The organism is Paenibacillus cisolokensis (assembly GCF_018403665.1).
Lineage (GTDB): Bacteria > Bacillota > Bacilli > Paenibacillales > Paenibacillaceae > Paenibacillus_AH > Paenibacillus_AH cisolokensis.
This window is the reverse complement of record NZ_BOVJ01000050.1, coordinates 46,611-68,032: the sequence shown is the minus strand read 5'-3', so window position 1 is coordinate 68,032 and position 21,422 is coordinate 46,611. Positions and strand designations below refer to the sequence as shown.

General features: G+C 56.4%; 18 protein-coding genes and 3 pseudogenes. 19 read left to right on the top strand and 2 right to left on the bottom strand.

Annotation, left to right across the window (positions count from 1 at the left end; all coding sequences use genetic code 11):
* The first annotated feature begins 126 nt into the window (after window positions 1–126).
* From pdhA to PACILC2_RS07100, 13 genes and pseudogenes are all read left to right on the top strand, one after another.
* Window positions 127–1,194: a pyruvate dehydrogenase (acetyl-transferring) E1 component subunit alpha gene (gene pdhA, locus PACILC2_RS07160; protein WP_062496829.1), complete on the top strand. Its 1,068-nt coding sequence runs from the start codon at window positions 127–129 to the stop codon at window positions 1,192–1,194.
* 32 nt (window positions 1,195–1,226) lie between these two features.
* Window positions 1,227–2,204 carry an alpha-ketoacid dehydrogenase subunit beta gene (locus PACILC2_RS07155; RefSeq protein ID WP_213528354.1) on the top strand — a complete coding sequence of 326 codons (978 nt, stop codon included), beginning with the start codon at window positions 1,227–1,229 and terminating at the stop codon, window positions 2,202–2,204.
* Between the two features lie 33 nt (window positions 2,205–2,237).
* Window positions 2,238–3,562 (top strand): annotated as a pseudogene (locus PACILC2_RS07150) (dihydrolipoamide acetyltransferase family protein).
* A gap of 4 nt (window positions 3,563–3,566) precedes the next feature.
* Window positions 3,567–4,982 carry a dihydrolipoyl dehydrogenase gene (gene lpdA, locus PACILC2_RS07145; RefSeq protein WP_062492940.1) on the top strand — a complete coding sequence of 472 codons (1,416 nt, stop codon included), beginning with the start codon at window positions 3,567–3,569 and terminating at the stop codon, window positions 4,980–4,982.
* 137 nt (window positions 4,983–5,119) lie between these two features.
* Complete coding sequence (locus PACILC2_RS07140) at window positions 5,120–5,611, top strand: acyl-CoA thioesterase (protein WP_062492941.1); 492 nt, start codon at window positions 5,120–5,122, stop codon at window positions 5,609–5,611.
* A 58-nt stretch (window positions 5,612–5,669) separates the two neighbouring features.
* Window positions 5,670–6,464 (top strand): thymidylate synthase, encoded by a 795-nt coding sequence (gene thyA / locus PACILC2_RS07135; protein ID WP_244863316.1) that lies wholly within the window; start codon window positions 5,670–5,672, stop codon window positions 6,462–6,464.
* A 21-nt stretch (window positions 6,465–6,485) separates the two neighbouring features.
* A complete protein-coding gene (locus PACILC2_RS07130) occupies window positions 6,486–6,971 on the top strand; it encodes a dihydrofolate reductase (RefSeq protein WP_062492943.1) in 486 nt (161 codons plus the stop codon).
* Between the two features lie 221 nt (window positions 6,972–7,192).
* A pseudogene (locus PACILC2_RS07125) lies at window positions 7,193–8,678 on the top strand (glutamate synthase subunit beta).
* A 758-nt stretch (window positions 8,679–9,436) separates the two neighbouring features.
* On the top strand, window positions 9,437–10,153 hold the full coding sequence (locus tag PACILC2_RS07120) for a lantibiotic protection ABC transporter ATP-binding protein (protein ID WP_213528350.1): 717 nt from the start codon (window positions 9,437–9,439) through the stop codon (window positions 10,151–10,153).
* Window positions 10,146–10,904, top strand: coding sequence for a lantibiotic immunity ABC transporter MutE/EpiE family permease subunit (locus PACILC2_RS07115; RefSeq protein ID WP_062492946.1), 759 nt, complete (start codon window positions 10,146–10,148; stop codon window positions 10,902–10,904). The genes PACILC2_RS07120 and PACILC2_RS07115 overlap by 8 nt, the downstream gene beginning before the upstream one ends.
* 2 nt (window positions 10,905–10,906) lie before the next feature.
* Entirely contained in the window at window positions 10,907–11,698 is a 792-nt protein-coding gene (locus tag PACILC2_RS07110; protein ID WP_213528348.1) for a lantibiotic immunity ABC transporter MutG family permease subunit, read from the top strand.
* A gap of 28 nt (window positions 11,699–11,726) precedes the next feature.
* Window positions 11,727–12,440: a response regulator transcription factor gene (locus tag PACILC2_RS07105; protein WP_213528345.1), complete on the top strand. Its 714-nt coding sequence runs from the start codon at window positions 11,727–11,729 to the stop codon at window positions 12,438–12,440.
* On the top strand, window positions 12,437–13,882 hold the full coding sequence (locus PACILC2_RS07100; RefSeq protein ID WP_213528343.1) for a sensor histidine kinase: 1,446 nt from the start codon (window positions 12,437–12,439) through the stop codon (window positions 13,880–13,882). The genes PACILC2_RS07105 and PACILC2_RS07100 overlap by 4 nt, the downstream gene beginning before the upstream one ends.
* A gap of 311 nt (window positions 13,883–14,193) precedes the next feature.
* Here PACILC2_RS07100 and PACILC2_RS07095 read toward each other — a convergent pair whose 3' ends face one another.
* Window positions 14,194–14,364, bottom strand: a complete 171-nt coding sequence (locus PACILC2_RS07095; RefSeq protein WP_213528341.1) for a hypothetical protein — start codon at window positions 14,362–14,364, stop codon at window positions 14,194–14,196.
* Between the two features lie 229 nt (window positions 14,365–14,593).
* Between PACILC2_RS07095 and PACILC2_RS07090 the strand changes: the two genes are divergently transcribed.
* Both PACILC2_RS07090 and PACILC2_RS07085 read left to right on the top strand, forming a co-directional pair.
* Window positions 14,594–14,926, top strand: a complete 333-nt coding sequence (locus tag PACILC2_RS07090; RefSeq protein WP_213528339.1) for a hypothetical protein — start codon at window positions 14,594–14,596, stop codon at window positions 14,924–14,926.
* Between the two features lie 6 nt (window positions 14,927–14,932).
* A pseudogene (locus tag PACILC2_RS07085) lies at window positions 14,933–17,178 on the top strand (type IA DNA topoisomerase).
* A gap of 5 nt (window positions 17,179–17,183) precedes the next feature.
* Here the strand turns inward: PACILC2_RS07085 and PACILC2_RS07080 are convergent.
* On the bottom strand, window positions 17,184–17,930 hold the full coding sequence (locus tag PACILC2_RS07080; RefSeq protein ID WP_213528337.1) for an HAD family hydrolase: 747 nt from the start codon (window positions 17,928–17,930) through the stop codon (window positions 17,184–17,186).
* Window positions 17,931–18,306: 376 nt separating this feature from the next.
* On the opposite strand from PACILC2_RS07080, the gene PACILC2_RS07075 reads away from it, so the two are divergent.
* From PACILC2_RS07075 to PACILC2_RS26525, 4 genes are all read left to right on the top strand, one after another.
* Entirely contained in the window at window positions 18,307–19,047 is a 741-nt protein-coding gene (locus PACILC2_RS07075) for an endonuclease/exonuclease/phosphatase family protein (RefSeq protein ID WP_213528335.1), read from the top strand.
* A 103-nt stretch (window positions 19,048–19,150) separates the two neighbouring features.
* Window positions 19,151–19,921 (top strand): sugar phosphate isomerase/epimerase family protein, encoded by a 771-nt coding sequence (locus tag PACILC2_RS07070; RefSeq protein ID WP_062492954.1) that lies wholly within the window; start codon window positions 19,151–19,153, stop codon window positions 19,919–19,921.
* A 15-nt stretch (window positions 19,922–19,936) separates the two neighbouring features.
* Window positions 19,937–20,347, top strand: a complete 411-nt coding sequence (locus PACILC2_RS26530) for a Gfo/Idh/MocA family protein (RefSeq protein ID WP_244863315.1) — start codon at window positions 19,937–19,939, stop codon at window positions 20,345–20,347.
* Window positions 20,302–21,063: a Gfo/Idh/MocA family protein gene (locus PACILC2_RS26525; RefSeq protein WP_307860423.1), complete on the top strand. Its 762-nt coding sequence runs from the start codon at window positions 20,302–20,304 to the stop codon at window positions 21,061–21,063. Before PACILC2_RS26530 ends, PACILC2_RS26525 begins: the two co-directional genes overlap by 46 nt.
* The last annotated feature ends 359 nt before the right edge of the window (window positions 21,064–21,422 follow it).

Genomic DNA, 21,422 nt, shown 5'->3' with positions numbered 1-21,422 from the left:
AAACGAGCGGATTTTTCTTTTTTTGTTTTGACCATTTTGTGAAAACAGGTTTATAATGATTCTATAACAGTGGACCACGATTTTCAAATATTACGATCGAGGTGAGCGTTGACAATGAGCAAGGTGATCAGTAAAGCTCAGTACGAAGTGCACACGGAGCCGGTTCAGCCGTTGACGATATTGTCGCCGGAAGGCGAGGTCGTCAATCCGGATCTGATGCCGAATCTTAGCGACGACCAATTGAAAGAGTTAATGTATCGGATGGTGTTCACCCGCACATGGGACGAGAGGGCCGTAAACCTCGGACGCCAGGGGCGCCTCGGATTTTATGCGCCGGTATCCGGCCAGGAGGCGTCGATGATCGGAAGCGAGTACGCGCTCAATAAAGACGATTTTATATGTCCGGGTTACCGCGACATGCCGCAAATCGTCTGGCACGGCTTGCCGATGTATCAAGCGTTCCTGTATTCGCGCGGCCATCAGCATGGCGGGCAAATTCCCGAAGACGTGCATGTGCTGATGCCGCAAATTATTATCGGTGCGCAAGTTCTGCATGCCAACGGCGTGGCGATGGCGTTCAAGAAGCGCGGCGAGAAGCGCGTCGTCATTACGTATACGGGCGACGGCGGTTCCTCCGAAGGCGATTTCTACGAAGCGCTGAACTTTGCCGGCGTATTCAAGCTGCCGGTCATCTTCGCCGTGCAGAACAACCGCTATGCCATTACGACGCCGTTCGAGAAGCAGACGGCCGCGCTGTCGATCGCGCACAAGGCGGTTGCCGCCGGCATTCACGGCGTACAGGTGGACGGCATGGACGTGCTTGCCGTTTACAAAGCGGTTTCCGATGCGGCGGAGCGCGGACGCAACGGTGAAGGCGCAACGCTTCTTGAGCTGCTCACCTACCGTTTCCGCCCGCACTCGATGGCGGACGACGCGACGAAATACCGGACGAAGGAAGAAGAAAACGAATGGTCGATGAAAGATCCGCTTGTCCGGTTCGGCAAATTTTTGGAGAAGAAGAAGCTGTGGTCCGAAGAAGATACGGCTCGTGTGAAGGAAGAGGCGAAAGCGGCCGTCAACGAGCATATCAAGAAGGCCGAAAATACGGAGAAAATGACGGTGCAGGGTCTGATCGACTCCATGTTCGAATCGACGCCGCAACATTTGGAAGAGCAAAAAGCCGATTTTAATTAAGGCCGAATTTCGATAAGGAGGAACCAGCGAACATGGCTCAAATGAATATGTTGGAAGCGATCCGCGACGCAATGCGCGTCGAAATGAAACGCGATGAGAACGTGATTGCGTTCGGCGAAGACGTCGGCAAGGTCGGCGGCGTTTTCCGCGTGACGGAAGGGCTTCAGGAAGAATTCGGAGAGGACCGCGTGTTCGACACTCCGCTTGCGGAGTCCGCAATTGCGGGGATGGCCGTCGGCATGGGCATTCAAGGCTTCCGGCCGATCGCGGAAATTCAGTTCATCGGCTTCATCTTCGAAGCGCTCGACCAGATGTTCGTTCAGGCTGCGCGGATGCGTTACCGTTCCGGCGGCCGCTATAACGCGCCGATCGTGTTCCGCACGCCTTTCGGCGGCGGCGTCAACGCGGCGGAGCTGCATACCGATTCGCTCGAAGGATTGGCCGTCCAGACGCCCGGCATAAAAGTAATTGTTCCGTCCAATCCGTACGACGCCAAAGGTCTTATGATATCTGCTATTCGCGACAATGACCCGGTATTTTTCATGGAGCATCTCAATCTGTACCGCAAATTCCGCGCGGAGGTGCCGGAGGGCGAATATACGGTGCCGATCGGCAAGGCGAAAGTCGTCCGCGAAGGCTCGGATGTAACGATTATCGCTTACGGCATGATGGTGCATACGGCGATGCAGGCGGCCGACGAACTGGAGAAGCAAGGCGTGAAGGCGGAGATTATCGACCTGCGCACCTTGATGCCGCTCGATATCGATACGATCGTCGCTTCCATTCAAAAGACGAACCGCGCCATCGTCGTGCAGGAAGCGCAGAAGACGGCGGGCGTAGCCGCGGAAGTGATCGCGCAGATCAACGAGAAGGCGATTCTTCATCTGGAAGCGCCGGTGCTGCGGGTAGCCGGTCCGGATACCGTGTATCCGTTCGTGCAAATCGAGAACGTATGGCTTCCGACACCGGCCCGCATCATTGCCGCCGTCAACAAGGTACGGGAATTTTAAGATCCGATAGTTCAGCTGGAGGAGGTAGGACAAGTGGCGAAATTCGAATACCGGTTCCCGGAGCTGGGCGAAGGACTGCACGAAGGCGAAATCGTCAAGATGCTGATCAAGCCCGGAGATACCGTAACCGACGAAGATATTATTATGGAAGTGCAAAACGATAAAGCGATCGTAGAGGTGCCTTGTCCGGTCAACGGGAAAGTGCTGGAAGTGCTGGCGAAAGACGGGCAAGTGTGCCATGTCGGCGATATTGTCGCCATTATCGACGCGGAAGGAGACATTCCGCAGCAGGCCGCTCCCGGAGCCGTCGAAAGCGGCGGCGCTGCGGCGCAGGAAGAGCAGAAAGCGTCGCAGGGCGGAGCCGACATTCAGCCCGGACAAGCGGCGCCGGCCGCTGCGGACGGGGGACAAGCGCCGAAGAGCGAGCCCGGTAAAGGCGGACTCGTGCTTGCCACGCCGAGCGTCCGCAAATACGCGCGCGAAAAGGCGTCGATCTGACGGGCGTCCAGGGAACCGGCAAGAACGGCCGCATTACCCGCGAAGATGTGGATGCTGCCGCTTCCGGCGGCGTGCAGGCCGCTCCGGGAGCAGCCGCGGCACAAGGCGTTGCCGAAGCGCGTCCGGCGCAGACGGCCGCCGTGCAGACGACGGGCGATCGTCCGGAGGAGCGTATTCCGTTCAAAGGTATTCGCAAAGTGATTGCAAGCGCGATGTCCAAGTCGGTTTACACGGCGCCGCACGTTACGCTGATGGACGAAGTGGACGTGACGAAGCTCGTCGAGCTGCGCACGAAGTCGAAACCGATCGCCGAGAAGAAAGGCGTCAAGCTGACGTACCTGCCGTTCATCGTCAAGGCGCTGGTGGCGGCATGCCGCGAATATCCGATTCTGAACGCGACGCTGGATGAGGAAAACCAGGAAATCGTGCTTCGGAAATATTACAACATCGGCATCGCCACCGATACCGACAACGGCTTGCTCGTGCCGGTCATCGAGAACGCCGATCGCAAAAACATCTGGATGATCGCGAACGAGATCCGCGATCTGGCGACGCGCGGCCGCGAAGGCAAGCTGGCTCCGCACGAGATGAAGGGCAGCACGATTTCGATTACGAACATCGGTTCCGCCGGCGGCATGTTCTTCACGCCGGTTATCAACTTCCCGGAAGTCGCCATTCTCGGCACGGGACGCATTACGGAGAAAGCAGTAGTACGCGACGGGCAAATTGTCGCCGCGCCGGTAATGGCGTTGTCGCTCAGCTTCGACCATCGTTTGATCGACGGTGCGACGGCACAAAACTTTTTGAACTACATCAAGCAGCTGCTGGCCGATCCGGAGCTGCTGGTAATGGAGGTATAACGATATGGTCGTAGGAGACGCTTCTCTCGATATCGATACACTGGTCATTGGCGCCGGTCCCGGCGGTTATGTGGCGGCCATTCGGGCCGCCCAGCTCGGACAGAGCGTGCTTGTCGTGGATAAAGAATATGTCGGCGGCGTATGCCTCAATGTCGGCTGCATTCCGTCGAAGGCGCTCATCTCTGCCGCGCATCAATACGAAACGGTGAAGCACGCTTCGTCGATCGGCATTGACGCCGGAGAGGTCAAAGTTGATTTCGGCAAAGTCCAGGCGTTCAAAGAAAGCGTCGTGAAGAAGCTGACGGGCGGGGTATCGTCGCTGCTCAAGGCGAACAAGGTCCAGTTCTTCCAGGGCGAAGTCATGTTCATCAACGAGAACGAGGCGCGCGTATTCAACGAACAGGAAGCGCCGCGCTACAAATTCAAAAACTGCATTATCGCCACGGGCTCCCGTCCGATCGAGCTGAAGGCGTTCCCGTTCGGCGGACGCATCCTCTCCTCGACCGGAGCGCTCGCGCTGCAGGAAGTGCCGAAGAGCCTTGTCGTTATCGGCGGCGGCTATATCGGCATCGAGCTTGGCCAGATGTTCTCCAAGTTCGGCACGCAAGTAACCGTGATCGAAGGCACGAACTCGATTCTTCCCGGCTTCGACACCGACATGTCGTCGCTTGTCGCGAAGAAGCTGAAGGCGCAAGGCGTGAACGTCGTGACGGGCGCCCAGGCGAAGAGCGCGGAGCAGACCGACAAGGACGTCACCGTTACGTATACGGTGGGCGACAAGGAAGAGAAAGTGACGGCGGACTACCTGCTTGTAACCGTCGGCCGCCGGCCGAATACGGACGGCGAGCTCGGTCTCGATCTGATCAACATCAAGATGACCGATCGCGGGCTGATCGAAATCGACGATCAATGCCGCACGAGCGTTCCGCATATTTATGCGATCGGCGATATCGTGCCCGGTCCTGCGCTGGCGCATAAAGCGTCGTATGAAGGCAAGGTGGCGGCCGAGGCGATCGCCGGGCTGCCGAGCAAGATCGATTACAAGGTGATTCCGCTCGTCTGCTTCTCCGATCCGGAATGCGCAAGCGTCGGCTATACGGAGTCCGAAGCGAAAGAGAAAGGCTACAATGTGAAAGTCGGCAAGTTCCCTTTCAGCGCGAACGGCCGCGCATTGTCGCTGCAGTCGACCGACGGATTCGTGAAAATCGTTTCCGACGCCGACACCGGGCTCGTCCTCGGCGCGCAAGTCGCCGGCGCCGAAGCGTCCAACCTGATCGCCGAGCTCGGCCTTGCGATCGAAATGGGCGCAACCGTCGAAGATATCGCGCTTACGATTCATGCGCATCCGACGCTTGGCGAAATTACGATGGAGGCGGCGGAAGTCGCGCTCGGCCATCCGATTCACACGTTCGTAAAATAATTCGCAGCATGCGCATGCAGACTGCCGAAAGAGAGGTCATGCGGTTGGTTCAACCGGGACCTCTTTTTTCGTCATCATACCGTATAAAACAACGGCATAACGTTCATGATGAATGAAAACGAGAGGGGCGTACAGCGATGTCCGACAGGCAAGGCAGGTTGATCCGGGAATCCCGGACCGTTATGACGCAACTGATTTTCCCTTCGGATACGAATCATCACGGGACGATGTTCGGCGGAAAACTGATGGAATTGATGGATAAGGCGGCGGCGATCGCCAGCATGCGCCATGCCCGCATGGCTACCGTTACCGTTTCGACCGACAGTCTCGAATTCGTCGCCCCGATCCGGCTCGGCGAAGTGATCGAGGTGGAAGCGTTCATCAGCTGGACGCATCGCAGTTCGATGGAAGTTTACGTCAAGGTGCAGTCGGAAAATGTCGAATCCGGGGAGCGGAAAACGGCGGTCACCGCTTTTTTCACCTTTGTAGCGCTCGGCAAGGACGGTAAGCCGACGCCCGTCCCGCCCGTCATCCCCGAATCCGAAGAAGAGATTCGGCTCCATCAAACCGCGCCGGAGCGGTATGAAATGCGCTTGCAACGAAGACAAAACAAACGTTCGCATACTTGAACCGGTATGGTACAATAGAAGAAATGGCTTTGTCAGCAATCGGGAGGAGAAACGAAGCGTGAGAGCGTATTTGGATTTGCTTCAGGATATTTTGGACAACGGAACCGTAAAGAAAGACCGGACCGGGACAGGGACGATTTCGGTCTTCGGGCGGCAGCTCCGGTTCGATCTGAATGACGGTTTTCCGCTCGTCACGACGAAACGGATTCACATCAAGTCGGTCGTGCATGAGCTGCTCTGGTTTTTGAGCGGAGATACCAACATCCGCTATTTGCAGGACAACGGCGTGCGGATTTGGAACGAATGGGCGGACGAGAACGGGGATCTCGGGCCGGTGTACGGCTCGCAATGGCGGGCCTGGGAAGGGGCCGACGGCAGACGGCACGACCAGATCGCCCAGGTGGTGGAGTCGATCCGGCGCAATCCGGACTCGCGGCGCCATCTCGTCAGCGCCTGGAACGTGGCGGAAATCGACAAGATGAAGCTGCCGCCGTGCCATTTTGCGTTTCAATTTTATGTGTCCGACGGCAAGCTGTCGTGCATGCTGACGATGCGTTCGTCCGACACCTTTCTCGGATTGCCGTTCAACATTGCCCAGTATGCGTTATTGACGCATATGATCGCCCAGCAGTGCGATCTTGGTGTGGGCGAGTTCATTTATTCGGGCGGCGACGTGCATATTTACCTGAATCATCTCGACCAGGTGAAAGAGCAGCTGTCGCGCGAGCCGTACCCGCTGCCGCGCCTTGTCATCAAGCGCAAGCCGGCATCGATTTTCGATTACAAATATGAAGATTTCGAGTTTGTCGGCTACCAGCATCATCCGGCGATCAAGGCGGAAGTGTCGGTATAACGGGAAGGGAGCGTGGGAGCTGTGGGCATCACGATGATCGCCGCAATGGACCGCAACCGGCTGATCGGCCGCAACAATGAGCTGCCTTGGCGCATTCCTGCGGATATGGCTTATTTTGTCCGCATGACAAAAGGGAAAACGGTCGTCATGGGGCGTAAGACGCTGGAATCGTTCAACGGTCCGCTGAAAAACCGGACGAACGTCGTGCTGACGAGGAGCCGCGATTTTCGGCCGGAAGGCTGCGAAGTCGCGCACTCCGTCGAGGAAGCGTTGGCACGGTATGCCGGCGGCGGGGAGCTGATGATTATCGGCGGGGCGGAAGTGTATAAGCAGTTTTTGCCATATGCGGATAAGCTGCTGCTGACCGAAATCGACGAGGAGTTTGAGGGCGATACCTATTTCCCGTCATTCGACGAGGCGGAATGGAAGCTCTCCGGCAGCGAAAAGGGCGTCAAAAACGACGAAAATCCTTATGATTACTGGTTTCGGACATATGTAAGACGATGACGCGTTCCTGTGCGATTTGTGACAAGGTGTATGACAAATAGTGCAAATGATTATACGGATAATCCATTGGTTCGACCTGGATTGGAATGCTAGGATATTTTAAATAGGAGACGGGAATATACAAGACTTCTCAGTTGCAGATCAACGGAAATCCCGTTATAGTTTAAAATAAACTGGCCGATAATTGGCCAATCGGGACGAATAATGGAGGGATTGCGGTCATGTCGACACCTACCGGATTTATGGAATATAAGCGAGAACTGCCTGCCGATCGCGACCCGCTTGAGCGCATTAAAGATTGGGAGGAATTTCATAAGCATCTTTCCGAAGACCAGCTGCGGACGCAGGGCGCGCGCTGCATGGATTGCGGCACGCCCTATTGCCATACGGGAATGGAATTGAACGGATCGGTATTGGGTTGTCCTGTCCACAACCTGATACCGGAATGGAACAACCTGATCTATCGGGGATTGTGGCGCGAGGCGCTGGATCGGCTGCACAAAACGAATAATTTCCCCGAATTTACGGGCAGCGTCTGTCCCGCTCCTTGCGAAGGATCCTGTACGGTCGGTCTGATCGGCGAGCCGGTCACCATCAAGACGATCGAGAAAGCGATTATCGACCGCGGATTCGAGGAAGGATGGGTCGTGCCGGATCCGCCGAAGAAGCGTACCGGCAAGCGCGTTGCGATCGTCGGTTCGGGACCGGCCGGGCTCGCTTGCGCGGCGCAGCTGAACAAAGCGGGGCACACGGTCACCGTCTACGAGCGCGCGGATCGCATCGGCGGTCTGCTTACGTACGGCATTCCGACGATGAAGCTGGATAAGAAGGTCGTGCAGCGCCGGGTCGACCTGCTGGCAGCGGAAGGCGTCCAATTCGTGACGAATACCGAAATCGGCAAAGATATCCCGGCCCAACAGCTGCTGGACGAATTCGATGCCGTCGTCCTTTGCGGCGGCGCAACGAAGGCGCGTGACGTCGACATTGAGGGTCGCGAATTGGGCGGCATCTATATGGCGATGGATTATTTGAACAGCACGATCAAGAGCTATCTCGATTCCGGGCTTGCGGACGGGAACTACATTTCGGCGAAAGACAAAACGTCATCGTCATCGGCGGCGGCGATACCGGAACCGACTGCGTCGCAACGGCGCTGCGCCACGGCTGCAAATCGGTCACGCAATTCGGCACGCATGCCAAGGCGCCGCTTACGCGCGACCCGATCACGAACCCGTGGCCGCAGTTCCCGAACGTCTATACGCTCGATTATGCCCAGGAAGAGGCCAAAGCGCTGTTCGGGGAAGATCCGCGGGCGTTCTCCGTGCTGACGAAGAAGTTTGTCGGCGATGAGAACGGCAACGTGAAAGAGCTGCACACGGTTCAAATCGAGCGGATCGTCGACGAAACCGGACGCAAAATTTACAAGGAAATTCCGGGTACGGAAAAAGTATGCGGCGCGATCTCGTGCTGATCGCCATCGGGTTCGAAGGACCGGAGAACACCCTGATCGACCAATTCGGCCTGGAGCGCGACCGCCGTTCGAACGTAAAGGCGGAATACGGCAAATACCGTACGAACGTGGACAAAGTCTTCGCCGCCGGCGACATGCGCCGCGGCCAAAGCCTTGTCGTATGGGCCATCAACGAAGGCCGTGAGGCAGCGCGCGAAGTGGACCGCTACCTGATGGGCTCCACGATGCTGCCGTAATGTCGACTCAAAGCTGTCAGGAAAGAGAGTCCGCTTGTCAAGAAAAAGGCGTCAGGCAGCCGTAACGGCATTCCTGCGAGACCCCCGATTCGCCGCTCGCGGCGGGTCGGGGTTTTATGATTAGCTATTGCTTCAATCAAGGGAATCCGTTTAATTATAAAAGCTCTGCAAAGCCCTTCCATCCTTTACGGAAAAGAAGGGCTTATTTTTTTATTCATTCCTTTGACATTACATAAAAGATGCATACAATTCCACTTCCCTATGGTGGGATTTGGCGGAATCGACGCGATTATCGCTAAGCGGGAAGATTCCGCAATCGCCTTCGATTTTCCTGCGGAAAAGCGGTCTTTCTTTCACGCAACCTTTAAAACGGGAGACCGCTCGGTTAACGGATTCGAATGTTACATTCCGCTAGTCGTTGAAGATGAGCTGTTGGAATTTATTTTTTCCGTGAATGTCCGAAGCGGCAATAAAGAGTTAGGGCAGGCTATTGCGCGAAGATGATCTCATCATTGGCATTCTCTACTGCTGACGAAGAAGTTTATCGGCGATGAGAACGGCAACATGAATGAACTGCACACGGTCCAAATTTAACGGTTGCCGATGAACCTCCGATTCGCCTCTGGCGGCGAGCCGGAGGTTTTGCAAACGGATTTCCGATTCGCAACCTTTCTTTATCGATTCTTTATAATTGCTTGATATGCTCTTTGTCGAAAAGGGGATTTCTCCCGGAATACTGACAGAGTAGGATGATAGCCATGAACGACATTTTGCGAACGGTAAATCTGGAAAAACGTTTTGGCAAACAAACGGCGGTCTCCGGCGTTTCGCTTCATGTCCGCGCGGGTACGGTGTACGGTCTGCTCGGGCCGAACGGGGCCGGCAAAACGACGACGCTGAAAATGATTGCGGGATTGCTTAGGCCTTCCTCCGGCGAAATATGGATAAACGGCAAGCCGTGGACCCGAGATTGCTTGAGGGAGATCGGGGCGCTGATCGAGTCCCCGGCGCTGTACGGCAATTTGACGGCACGAGAAAATTTGCTGGTGCACACCCGATTGCTGCAGCTGCCCGAATCCCGAATCCGGGAGGTGCTCGAAACCGTGGACTTGACGGACACCGGCAACAAGAAAGCTTCCCAATTTTCGCTGGGCATGAAACAAAGGCTGGGCATCGCCATCGCGCTCGTGCAAAACCCGAAACTGCTCATTCTGGACGAGCCGACGAACGGCCTGGATCCGCTCGGAATCCAGGATTTGCGCGGGCTGATCCGTTCATTTCCGGCACGGGGCATCACCGTGATCCTGTCGAGTCACATCCTCTCTGAAGTGGAGCATACCGCCGACGACATCGGGATTATTAGCGGTGGAAGGCTGCGCTACGAAGGCGCGAACCGGCACGGAACCGACTTGGAGTCGCTGTTTATGGACGTCGTCCGGGCAGACAGGCGGAAGGAGGGAGCGGGCGATGCTTAACCTGCTTCAGGCGGAAGCCTTGAAGTCCAAGCGCACGTTTGCCCGAAAGCTGGTATGCGGCGCGCCTCTTTTCTTTGTCCTGTACGCCATCGTCGTCAAAATGCTGATGCCCGACCAAAGCATCGGCACCTGGGAGGCGCTTCTGTTCATTGTGTTTAACTGGTGGCCGGTTCTATTCGTGCCGCTCGGGACGGCGCTTCTGTGCGCGCTGACCGAAGCCCGGGAGAAAAAATCGGGAGCCGAGCGCAGCCTCAGGACGCGTCCGGTCTCGCTTCCGCGTCTCTGGCTGGCCAAAACGGCCGTTCTGGCCGGTCATACGTTCATCTCTTCCGGAGTGCTCGTGGCCTCAACGCTGCTCGCGGGGCTGCTCATAGCGGACGGGCCTGCGCCTTTCTGGCGGATTATCGGGGCAAGTGCGGTTGTCTGGATGCTGTCGACGGCGCTGATTCCGCTGCATTTGATGGTCGCGGCATGGAAGGGGCCGGCAGTTTCGCTCGCGCTCGGTTTGGCCGGGATGTTTGCTGGCGTTCTTTCGGCGCCGGAGCCGTATTGGCCGGCGGTCCCGTGGAGCTGGCCGACCCGGTTGATGGCCCCGATTGTCGGCGTCCACCCGAACGGCGTTCCGCTCCCGGACGGCGACCCGCTGCTTAGCGCTTCCGTTATTCCGGTCGGGTTCGGTCTCGCCCTCGTGTTTTTGGCTGTTACCTTGCAGCTGACCGCCATATGGTACGCTCGCAGGGAGGTGCGCTAGCGATGACCCTTTTGCGCATTCTCCGTACCGATTGGCTGATCACCAAACGAACCGGTTACCGCTGGCTCGTCTTTGCGGCGCCGCCGCTAGCTGCGGGAATATTGCTTTGGTATTTCTCAGGCCGGCCGCTTGCTCCGGGATTGGCGAATGCGATCTATGAAGCTTTCAGCCAAATGACCGCTTCGGCGCTTCCGCTCGCGATCGGCCTGCTGGCCGGAATGCTCGCCATGCAGGAGGAGCAGGCCGGCTGCTTCGGCGGGCTGTTGGGTCGGCAGCAGCCGAGAGCGCTGAGCTTTGCGGGCAAGCTCCTGATGGTGACGCTTCCTGTCGGCTTCGGGATTTTCGCAGCGGCTCTGCTGCTTGTCTTCGGTATGGAGACGCTGCTCGGCATCGCAGACGCCGATGCCGGTCTCTTTCTCGCCGGCGCGGCTTACACGACGATCGGATCGCTTACGCTATGTGTGTTTCATCTGTTTTTGGCGCTGGCTTTCGGGATGGGCGCTTCGGCAGCTGCCGGCGGAGCGGGATTTTTGCTGGCTGCGATCGTCGGCGCGACGGTGGTCGGCGACCGGATTTGGGAATTCGTCCCTTGGGCCTGGCCTGTCCGGTTGTCGCAGTTTCCGTTGCTGGCGCGTCTTTCGGAATTTCAGAACGGGACCGGCACCTCAGCCTTCGAGCTGTACTGCCGGCAGGTGGACGGCGTCCTGCTGATGGCTGTTGCCTCATTTATCGTTGCTTCGATCTGCGGTACAATATGGTTTGTCGGTTGGGAAGGACGCAAAACTTACGAATAGAACAGCTGGTAGAACAACGGAGGATCAAATGAGTACGATTTTGATCGTGGACGACGAGCGTGACATGGTGGAATTGCTGTCGGATGAACTGACGGCGAGGGGGCACCGCGTACTGGCCGCTTATGACGGAGAACGCGGCATCGAGCTGGCCGGCTCCAAACCCGACTTGGTCATTCTGGACGTCATGATGCCGGGCCGTGACGGCTTCGACGTGTGCCGGGCAATTCGCGACACCGTCGCGTGCCCGATCCTTTTCGTTAGCGCCAGGCAGTCGGAGAACGACCGGGTTAAGGGCTTCTCCATGGGCGGCGACGATTATATCGTCAAGCCGTTCGGACTGCGGGAATTGCTCGCCCGCATCGAGGCGAATTTGCGAAGGGAGGAGCGCGCCAGACAGAACATCGGGGCCGGCGTTGGAGACAAAGCCGCTCAGCCGCTGCTTCGCTGGGGAAATTTGGAGCTCGATCTGAAAGGGATGTCCGTAACGGTATGCGGAAAGCCGGTCGCCTTGACCCGGAAGGAATACGAGATCGTGGAACTGCTTGCGCTGCATGCCGGTCAAGTTTTTTCCCGGGAGCAGATATATGAAAGGATCTGGGGCTGGGATGCGGAAGGGGACTCTTCCACCATTGTCGAGCATATTAAAAAAATCAGGGCCAAGCTGGCCGCCGCCGATCTTTCCGGAGACTATATTCAGACTGTCTGGGGCATCGGCTACAAATGGAAAAGGGGTAGAAGATGAAGAATATCGCCGATTGGTCGCTGAAGTCGCAGTTCGTCCTTGGCTTCGCGCTCATCCTTCTGCTCAGTTTGCTGGCTACCGCCGCCACATACGCGCTCGGCGCCGTATTGTTTACCCGGATGGAATACAAAGGCGTCTATCCGGCCAACTACTACGAAAAGCAGATTCCGGACATTAAGGAATATATCCGGAAGGAGAATACAGCATTGCTTAATCCTTCCGCGAAGGAAGAACTGGAGCGGCAAGTTCCCGGCGCCGGATTTCTTTATCAGGTGGTAGACGGCGACGGCAACTACAGATACGGCACCTTGCACGAACCAGTCTTCGAGGGGAGGCAGCAACTATATGACGGGCTGAATAAGCCGATCCGATATCGCGGCCGGTATGTGCAGACGGTGCCGATCATCGGCGGGGACGGGCGGATTGCGGGCGCTGTGCTGCTGTCCTACTCGCTCAGTCCGACGTTTGCCGAAGGTCAAGGCTGGCTTGCCGCTGTTTTTGCTGCCTTTTTGCTGTCGCCGTTTTTTTACATTTTTCTGTTTACGCTGCTTTTCGCCAAAACGATTGCCGGCCGAATCAACGAGCCGATCCGGATGCTGATGAGGGCGTCCCGCAAAGTCGCGGACAAAGATTTGGATTTCACCATTGAATACCGGTCAGGCAATGAGCTGGGACAATTGTGCTCGGCGTTCGCCCGAATGCAGGAGGAACTGCGCTCTTCGCTGTCCGCGCAATGGAGACTGGAGCGGGAGAAGGCTGAAATGATCGAAGCGCTGGCCCATGATTTGAAAACGCCAATTTCGATTATCTCGGGTTATGCCGAAGCTTTGCTCGATTCCAGGGCTCCGGAAGACAAGCTGCGCCGGTATCTGACGGTCATCCGCGATAATGCCAGCAAAAGCGCCGGGCTCGTGCGCCAGCTCCAGTACAGCGCTGAGCTGGAACGATTCGAAGACCGGCTGAACGTTTCACCGGTGGAGCTCGTGTCCTGGACCGGGAAGCTGATCAAGCAATTCAAGCCGGCGGCCGCGGCCAAGGGGATTCGCCTTTCTTTTCTGCCGGAGGGGGCCATGGGGGTATGCCGGATTGATCCGGAGAAGCTGGAGCGCATACTCGGCAATATTGTTTCCAACAGCATATCGTATACTCCCGAAGGCGGTCGGATCGAAGTAGGACTGGCAGTCGAAGGGCGGCAAGTCCGCTTCCGGATCCGGGATACCGGACCCGGATTCCCGCCCGGGGAGGAGGAAAGGGCGTTCGAACGCTTTTACCGGGCCGACAAAGCGCGGGGGCAATCGGAAGGCCATTCCGGTCTCGGCCTTTACATTGCAAGGCGGCTGGTGGAAAGCCATGGGGGAGAGATCAAAGCTTGCAACGCGGAGGACGGCGGAGCGGTGGTGTCCTTTGTGATTGCCGCCGCCGGAGAAGAGGGGGTAAACTGAACCTGCCGATGACGCCTTGAAATAGCCTGCAGTGCTTTCTTGAGCGGGCCAGGCAATGGCCGGTATTCGTTGACGCGATTCGCGTTCGTCGCACGACCGGCGTCCGTCGGTGAGATTCGAATCCGTGGGTGCTTCACGTCACCGTCGAATCGCTTGGCTAAAAACCTGCAAAAATGCAGGATTTTCAGCTCCAAAAGGCTGCTTTTACACAAAAGCCTGCAAAAATACAGGAATTATTTGATATTTTTGTCTATCTGGCCTAATTCGAACAAAAATCCTGTATAATTGCAATAATTATTAAATTTTGTTTATTATTGGATGAAAAACTGTACTTTTGCAGTTTTTTCGGTCATTTGATGTACCGTAGCAAATGTTAAAGCGAAGGTCAAGTTCACTGTCTTGCCGGGGAGCTTTTTGCAAGAAGCGCCGTGCCGCATGCCGGCCGAATCCGGAGGACGCCTTTTATCCGTTTTGCTGCCCATCCGCCTCGTCTCCCGCTACCCGTCCACCTTTGCCCGACCTCCTCGTCTCCCGCCAAACCGTCTGCCATTGCCCATCCGCCTCGTCTCCCGCTACCCGTCTGCCTTTGCCCGCCCATCCACCTCGGCCCCTGCCTCCGACCGAAACGTCGGCTCGCTGACCGGAACTTATCGTTGTGGTAAAATAGATAACGGTTCTTTTTTCGAGTTCGTATTGCAGGGGGAATGGGGCATGATCCGTTATGGACAGGATACGGCGGAGGAGCTGCGCTTCACCGCATTTTATCCGCGAATCGAGCGGCGGAACGAGCATTGGGTGGACATCGAGCTGCGGTTCGAGCTGTCGCCGCAGACGCCGGCGCCGGCCGATGCGGCCGACTTGACCGCGCTCGTCATCTGTACGCCGGACGGGGAGATTTTCCAGATCGTGCCGCAGGAAGAAGGGTGCGACAGCGAGTTTCAGTTTACGGCGGCCGAGAAAGAGCAGATTGCCGCCTTTATCGCGCTGCCGGACATTCAGGCGGCTATAGCCGAGCAAGTGGCGGCGGCGCAGCGGGAGCGCTGACGCGGTATGTCTAAGACGCTTATTATAGCCGAAAAGCCGGATATGGGCCGGACGATCGCGGCGGTGGTCGAGCCGAAGGCGGTCAACAAACGGACGTATCTGGAAGGCGAACGGTATGTGATCACCTGGGCGATCGGCCACCTCGTCGGATTGGCCGAGCCGGAGCGGTACGACGAGAAGTACAAGCGGTGGAACGACCGGGACTTGCCGATCATCCCGGAACGGTTCAAGCTGTGGCCGAACGCCCGGACGAAGGAGCAGCTGAAGACGATCGGCGAGCTCGCCAAGCGCTGCGACCGGCTGATCAACGCGTGCGACGCCGGCCGGGAAGGGCAGCTTATCTTCCATTTGATCCGCCAATATTTGAAGCTGAAGCAGCCCGTCGACCGGCTGTGGATTTCCGACCTGACGCCGGAGACGATTCGGCGCGGTTTCGAGACGCTGCGCAGCGACGCCGAGTACGACGCGCTGACGCGGGCGGCGAGAGCGCGCAGCGAGGCGGATTGGCTGATCGGCATGAACGCCTCGCGCGCCTTCACGATCCGCCATAAGGCGCTGCTGTCGGTCGGCCGGGTGCAGACGCCGGTGCTGGCGCTGTTGTACGACCGCCACCGCGAAATCGAGGCGTTCCGGCCGGAAACGTATTATGTCGTTGCGGCGAGCTTCCTCCAAGAGAAGACAAGCTATGCCGGCGTCTGGCAGGGCGAGCGGCTCACCGACCGGATAAAGGCCGAAGCGATCGCCGGGAAAGTGCGGGGCAAGCCCGCCGCCATCGCCAAATACGAGAGCGCCGAGAGCAGCGAGTATCCGTTCAAGCTGTACGATTTGACGCTGCTGCAGCGGGAAGCGAACGGAAAATACGGCTTTTCGGCGAAAAAACGTTGGACATTGCGCAGTCGCTGTACGAAAAGCATAAAGTGATTACATACCCGCGCACCAACTCGAACTATGTAACGGAAGAAAATATCGCGGCGATGAGCAAAGCGCTGGCGATGCTGGGCGGGACCGAATATGCCAAACTGGCGGCCGGCGCGGACCGCGGGCGCGTCCATAAAGGCAACCGGGCCGTATGCAATCCGGCGAAAGTGGAGGATCATCACGCCATATTGCCGACGCCGAAGAAGCCGTCAACGCTGAACGCCGACGAGCAAAAAATATACGACATGATCGTCAGGCGCTTCCTGGCGCAATATTATCCGCCGGCCCGCTATCGCAATCATACGGTATGGACGATCTGCGAAAGTGAGACGTTCCGGACGAAAGTGAAGGAGCTGCTCGAACCGGGCTGGAAGGTCGTGCAGCAGGACGCCGACGCTTCCGCGGCGCGCAAGCGGAAGAAGGACGGGCAGGACGAAGCCGGTCCGGAGGACGAGACGGTAACGGATCGGCCGTTCCTCATCGATAAGGCCAAAGAAGTTCGCTGCACCGAAGCCGAAGCGAAAGAGAGGACGACGCAGCCGCCGAAGCCGTATACCGAAGGAACGCTGCTGAAAGCGATGGAGAGCGCCGGGAAATCGATCGAAGACGACGAGCTGCGGGAAGCGATGAAGGAGACGGGGCTCGGTACGCCGGCGACCCGCGCGGCCACGATCGAAAGGCTGAAGCAGGTCGGGTACATTGCCGCGAGCGGCAAACGGCTCGATATTACGGCCAAAGGGCTGACCGCGATCGAGCTCATTCGGGGCGCGGGTGTGGAGCTGCTCGCCTCTCCGGAGATGACCGGGCAGTGGGAGCGGCGGCTGCATCAAATTTCCCGCGGGGAAGCGTCCGATGAACGGTTTATGGAGCAGGTGAAACGGTTTGCGGTCCAAATTGTCGAGAAGGTTCGGCAGCAGCAGCCGGCAGCGCCGGGCACGCTGGAGGACGGCGGCAGAACCGGCTCCGGGTCCCGAGGCCGCAAAAGCGGCAGAACGGCAGGCAGGCGCAGCGCCGCGCGCGGGAGCAAACCGGCAGCGTCCGCCGAACGCAAGGAGCCGGCCGCTTATGGAAGTTGTCCGAAGCCGGGTTGCCGGGGGACGATTATCGAAGGGAAGCGGGGCTTCGGCTGCAGCGCATACCGCGAAGGTTGCACGTTCGTCATGTGGAAGGACCAGTCCGGCAAGAAGCTGACCCCGGCCATGGTCCGGGACTTGCTTCAAAAAGGCGAAACCCGAAAGCTTTCGCTTCGCCGTCCGGACGGCTCGGAGGGAAAAGGCCGTCTCGTGCTGCACGACGCGGCAAGCGGCGCGATCCGGGCCGTATTCGACGATTAGACGAGTCAGGCGTTCCAGGCCGAGACCACGTAGTTTTGAATGGCGCCGGGCACTTCGGACAACCGGCCGACCGTAACGAAAGCGCCTTTCGGGGCGACGTCGATATCGACGATATTATACTGCCACTCTTGCTCCGTTTTGACGTGGATGGCGTGAATGCCGGTCGTCAGCGCCGGCACGACATCCGTCCGGATCGAATTGCCGATCATCCACGTCCGGCTGCGGTCGAATCCGCCTTCCGCCAATATGGCTTCCAGCGCATTGCTGTTTTTATGGCGGCGAATATAGATGCGGGAGCCGAAGTACCGCTCCAGCTTCAGCTTCTCGATTTTTCGCCGCTGAATCCGCCGCTCTCCTCCTGTGTACAGATGCAGCTCGTGACCGGACTCCCGCAGCGTCATAAGCGTTTCTTCCATATGCGGATACGGCTCGGCTTCCTGTTCGTAGACGCTAAGGCCCAGCTTCCATAGCCGCTCCTTCTCCGCATCGGACTCGGGACGGCCGGTCAATCTTGAAAAGTGCCGGTACGTCTCGACGAACGATTGCGGAAAATGATCGCTCTTGAAGCCGACGATTTCGATGCCGGCGATATCGATTTCGGTTTGCTTGTCCCGGATAATTTCAGGCGTAATTTCGTCGAAGCTTTTAAACCAGGTCGTCATCTCATCGATAAACTGGTCGATGATGAGGCCGAAATATTTATTGCAATGAATTAGCGTATCGTCCAGATCGAACAGCAGATGTTGTTTCATCGGGCAACTCCTTTTTTGCGTCCTCTGTTTCGGGTAAGAGCTCCGAATTCGGGTCGGCTCGTATCCATTTTATATTGCACAACAGTTTCTTCAAGTATAGCACAGAAACGAAAAGGCCGTGCGAACGAAACACCAAGCGAATACCGAAGCGAAGCGGGACGAATAGAAGATGAAAATGGGCATATAGATCTAAAAGAAAGGGTTTACAACCGTCCGATACGGTGATATATTGAAGAAAAACGTTTCGAATTCTTGAAAGCGATTACTAAAAAACCGAAAGGTTGACTGTTATTGCGTTTTTATCCGTTTCATTTGTATTTTTTTATCCGATTTGCGAAACGTTTCGAATTGATTCGTACCGGAGGGAGGAAGAGCCGTGAAGCTGCCGGTTATGACGTTTAACCTGCGCACCGAGAGCGGGACTTCGGCGAAGCATGCATGGGAGAGCCGTTCTGAACGGGCGGCAGAGGTGATCAGGCAATTCGGGCCGCTGCTGCTCGGAACCCAGGAAGGCTCCCGCTCCATGCTGGAGCTTCTCAAAGAAAAGCTGAAAGGCTTTCGTTACATAGGCCAGGGAAGAGATGGCGGAACGAACGGCGAATACTCCGCGATATTTTACGATTCAAGCTTGCTTGACGTTGTCGAGGAAGGCCAATTCTGGTTATCCGAGCAGCCCGATGTGCCGGGAAGCAAGAGCTGGGATGCCGCTTTTCCTCGAATATGCACATGGGCACAATTCCAATCGATTGAACAACCGGCTCATCAATGGCTGGTTTTCAATACCCATCTGGACCATATCGGCCAACAGGCGCGTGAGGAAGGGATTTTGCTTATTGCCGGTGCAATCGGGCGAATGCGTGCCCACACCGGGCTTCCTGCCGTCTTGATGGGAGATCTGAACGCCGCGCCGGACAATCCGGTCATCCGGTTTCTGTGCGGGGAAGTGACATTGAAAGGCTATAAGATGCAGCTTCGGAACGCTTTCGAGGCTGCGGCGGCCAGACCGGGGGCAACCTATCATAATTTTGAAGGGGGTGAAGAGGGAGAGCCGATCGACTACATTTTGCCACCGAGGAGATCCGGATTAGTCAGGTGCAGATTGTCAGGAGCAAGGTGAACGGCCAATTTCCGTCCGACCATTATCCTGTAGCGGCAGTTTTGGAGATGGAATGAGAGGGTCTGCGTTAGGATGAATACGTTAAAATGTAAGGAGCGGGAGCATGCATATTTCAATCGCGTCTTATTCTTTTCACGGCATGTTTAATCGGAAGGAAATCGATTTGTTCGGTTATTTGGAAAGCTTGAAATATCGTTATCATGTCAGCGGAGCCGATATATGGAATATGATGCTCGTCTCCTATGAAGAAGACTATCTTCTGAAAATCAGGAAGCATATGGACCAACGGGAACTCCATCTGGCCAATTTATGCGTGGACGGCGCGCATGTATGGGAGCCGGACCCCGAACTGAGGGAGAAGAACTATCAAAACGCGCTGATGAACCTGCGTGCCGCGGAGCTGTTGGGCGCGCAGACTGTCCGAATCGACATGGGCGGGCATGATCTGGAAATGTCGGATGAACAATTCGAGTATACCGTCAAAACATACAAAGAATTTGCCCGCCGCGCTGAAGAAGGCGGTTATAAGGTCGGTCCGGAAAACCATTGGGGCACCTCACGCGTTCCCGAAAACATCAAGAAGCTGGTGGAAGCGGTGGACAGTCCCGCTTTTGGGATTCTGCTGCATTTGGAAAACTGGGACGTGGATAAAGAAAACGGGGACCGCTTGTGTGCGCAATATGCCTTCCATACTCATTTTGCAGCATGGGTGCTGCCGCGCTACGAGGAAAAGATTCGAATCCTGATCGATGCGGGATATGAAGGACACTACAGTGTCGAGCATCATTCCAGCAAAAATGAGTACGTGGAAGTCGAATGGCAGCTTGCCAATATCCGGCGCATTCTTGCACACCTGAACGGCGAAACGGATTAACGGAGGGGATCGGCGGTGAATAAAATCAGAATCGGAATTATTGGCGTCGGCATTATCGGAAAAGTTCATTTGGATTATTATGCGAAAATCGAAGGCGCCGAAGTGGTGGCGGCGGCCGATCTCAATGAAGCCGAGCTGCAAAGCGTAGCCGAGAAATATCATATTCCCCATACGTATACCCGCTTCCAAGATTTGCTGCAGCGCGACGACATCGACGCGGTCGATATATGCCTGCATAATAACGCCCATGCGCCGGTGACCATTGAAGCGCTGAAGGCAGGGAAGCACGTCTATTGCGAGAAGCCGATCGCCGGCTCGTATATTGACGGCAAGTCGATGGTGGATGCGGCGAGGCAGTACGGCAGGAAGCTGCATATCCAATTAAGCTATCTCTACGCCAAAGAAACTTTAGCGGCAAAACGCTGATCGAAGCCGGGAAGCTCGGCAAGCTGTATCACGCTCGCTCGACCGGCTACCGGCGGCGCGGACGCCCTTATGTGGACGGCTACGGCACGCAATTTTTTACGAGAAAGGAATCGGCCGGAGGCGGCGCTTTGTTCGATATGGGCGTCTATCATATTTCCCAGCTGCTGTATCTGCTCGGCAATAGGGAAGTCAAGACGATAACGGGCAGCACTTATCAGGAAATGGAGATCGACGAACGCCGAAAGAACATTTCGCAGTTTGACGTGGAAGAGCTCGGCGTCGGCTTTGTCCGGTTCAAGGACGGTCTTACGCTCGACATCATCGAATCGTGGGCGGTTCATTTGAATGATTTCGAAGGCAGCAGCATCATAGGCTCGGAGGGGGGAATACGGCTTCCGGGTTATGCGCACGGCAAACCGACGCCGATGACCTACCATACGAATATGTGCGATATGGAAATGGACAGTACCTTCAACCTGGACGCGATGAGCTACCGCTGGCATAATCTGCGGGACAACATGGACGCCTACGATTCTTCGCAGCACCACTGGATCGCCGCGCTTCAAGGCAGGGTCGAGCTGCTGCCGACGGCGGATATCGCCTTGCAGACGATGCTGATCAGCGAAGGAATCTATATTTCGCAGCGATTGGGCCGGGAGGTGACGGCTGACGAGGTCGTCTCGCTATCCCAATCCCTGGCGCTTCAACTCACATAGGCACGGTAGACGAGAAGGATAAAAAGATAAAAAGAAATGATTTCGACATGATCATATGGTAAATTTTTATTAATGATAGAAACGTTTCGATATTCACGACAAATGATGAAAGGGCTAACAAGCGCGAAAATAGCTAGCAATCAACTGGCTTTCAAAAGAAAAATATCGTATTTTTGCGTATGAATCGAATCTTTTCACCTTAAAATCGAAACGTTTCTATTTTTTCTTTCCGCGTTTCTATGCTACTTCCTGTCTTGCAACTATCGGGGAAAATGTAATCGCATTCATAGGGTCGGGCGGATTGTGAAAGCGCATGCATGTTGAAAAAAGAAAGGGCATGTCACAGGAAATCAAAAAAA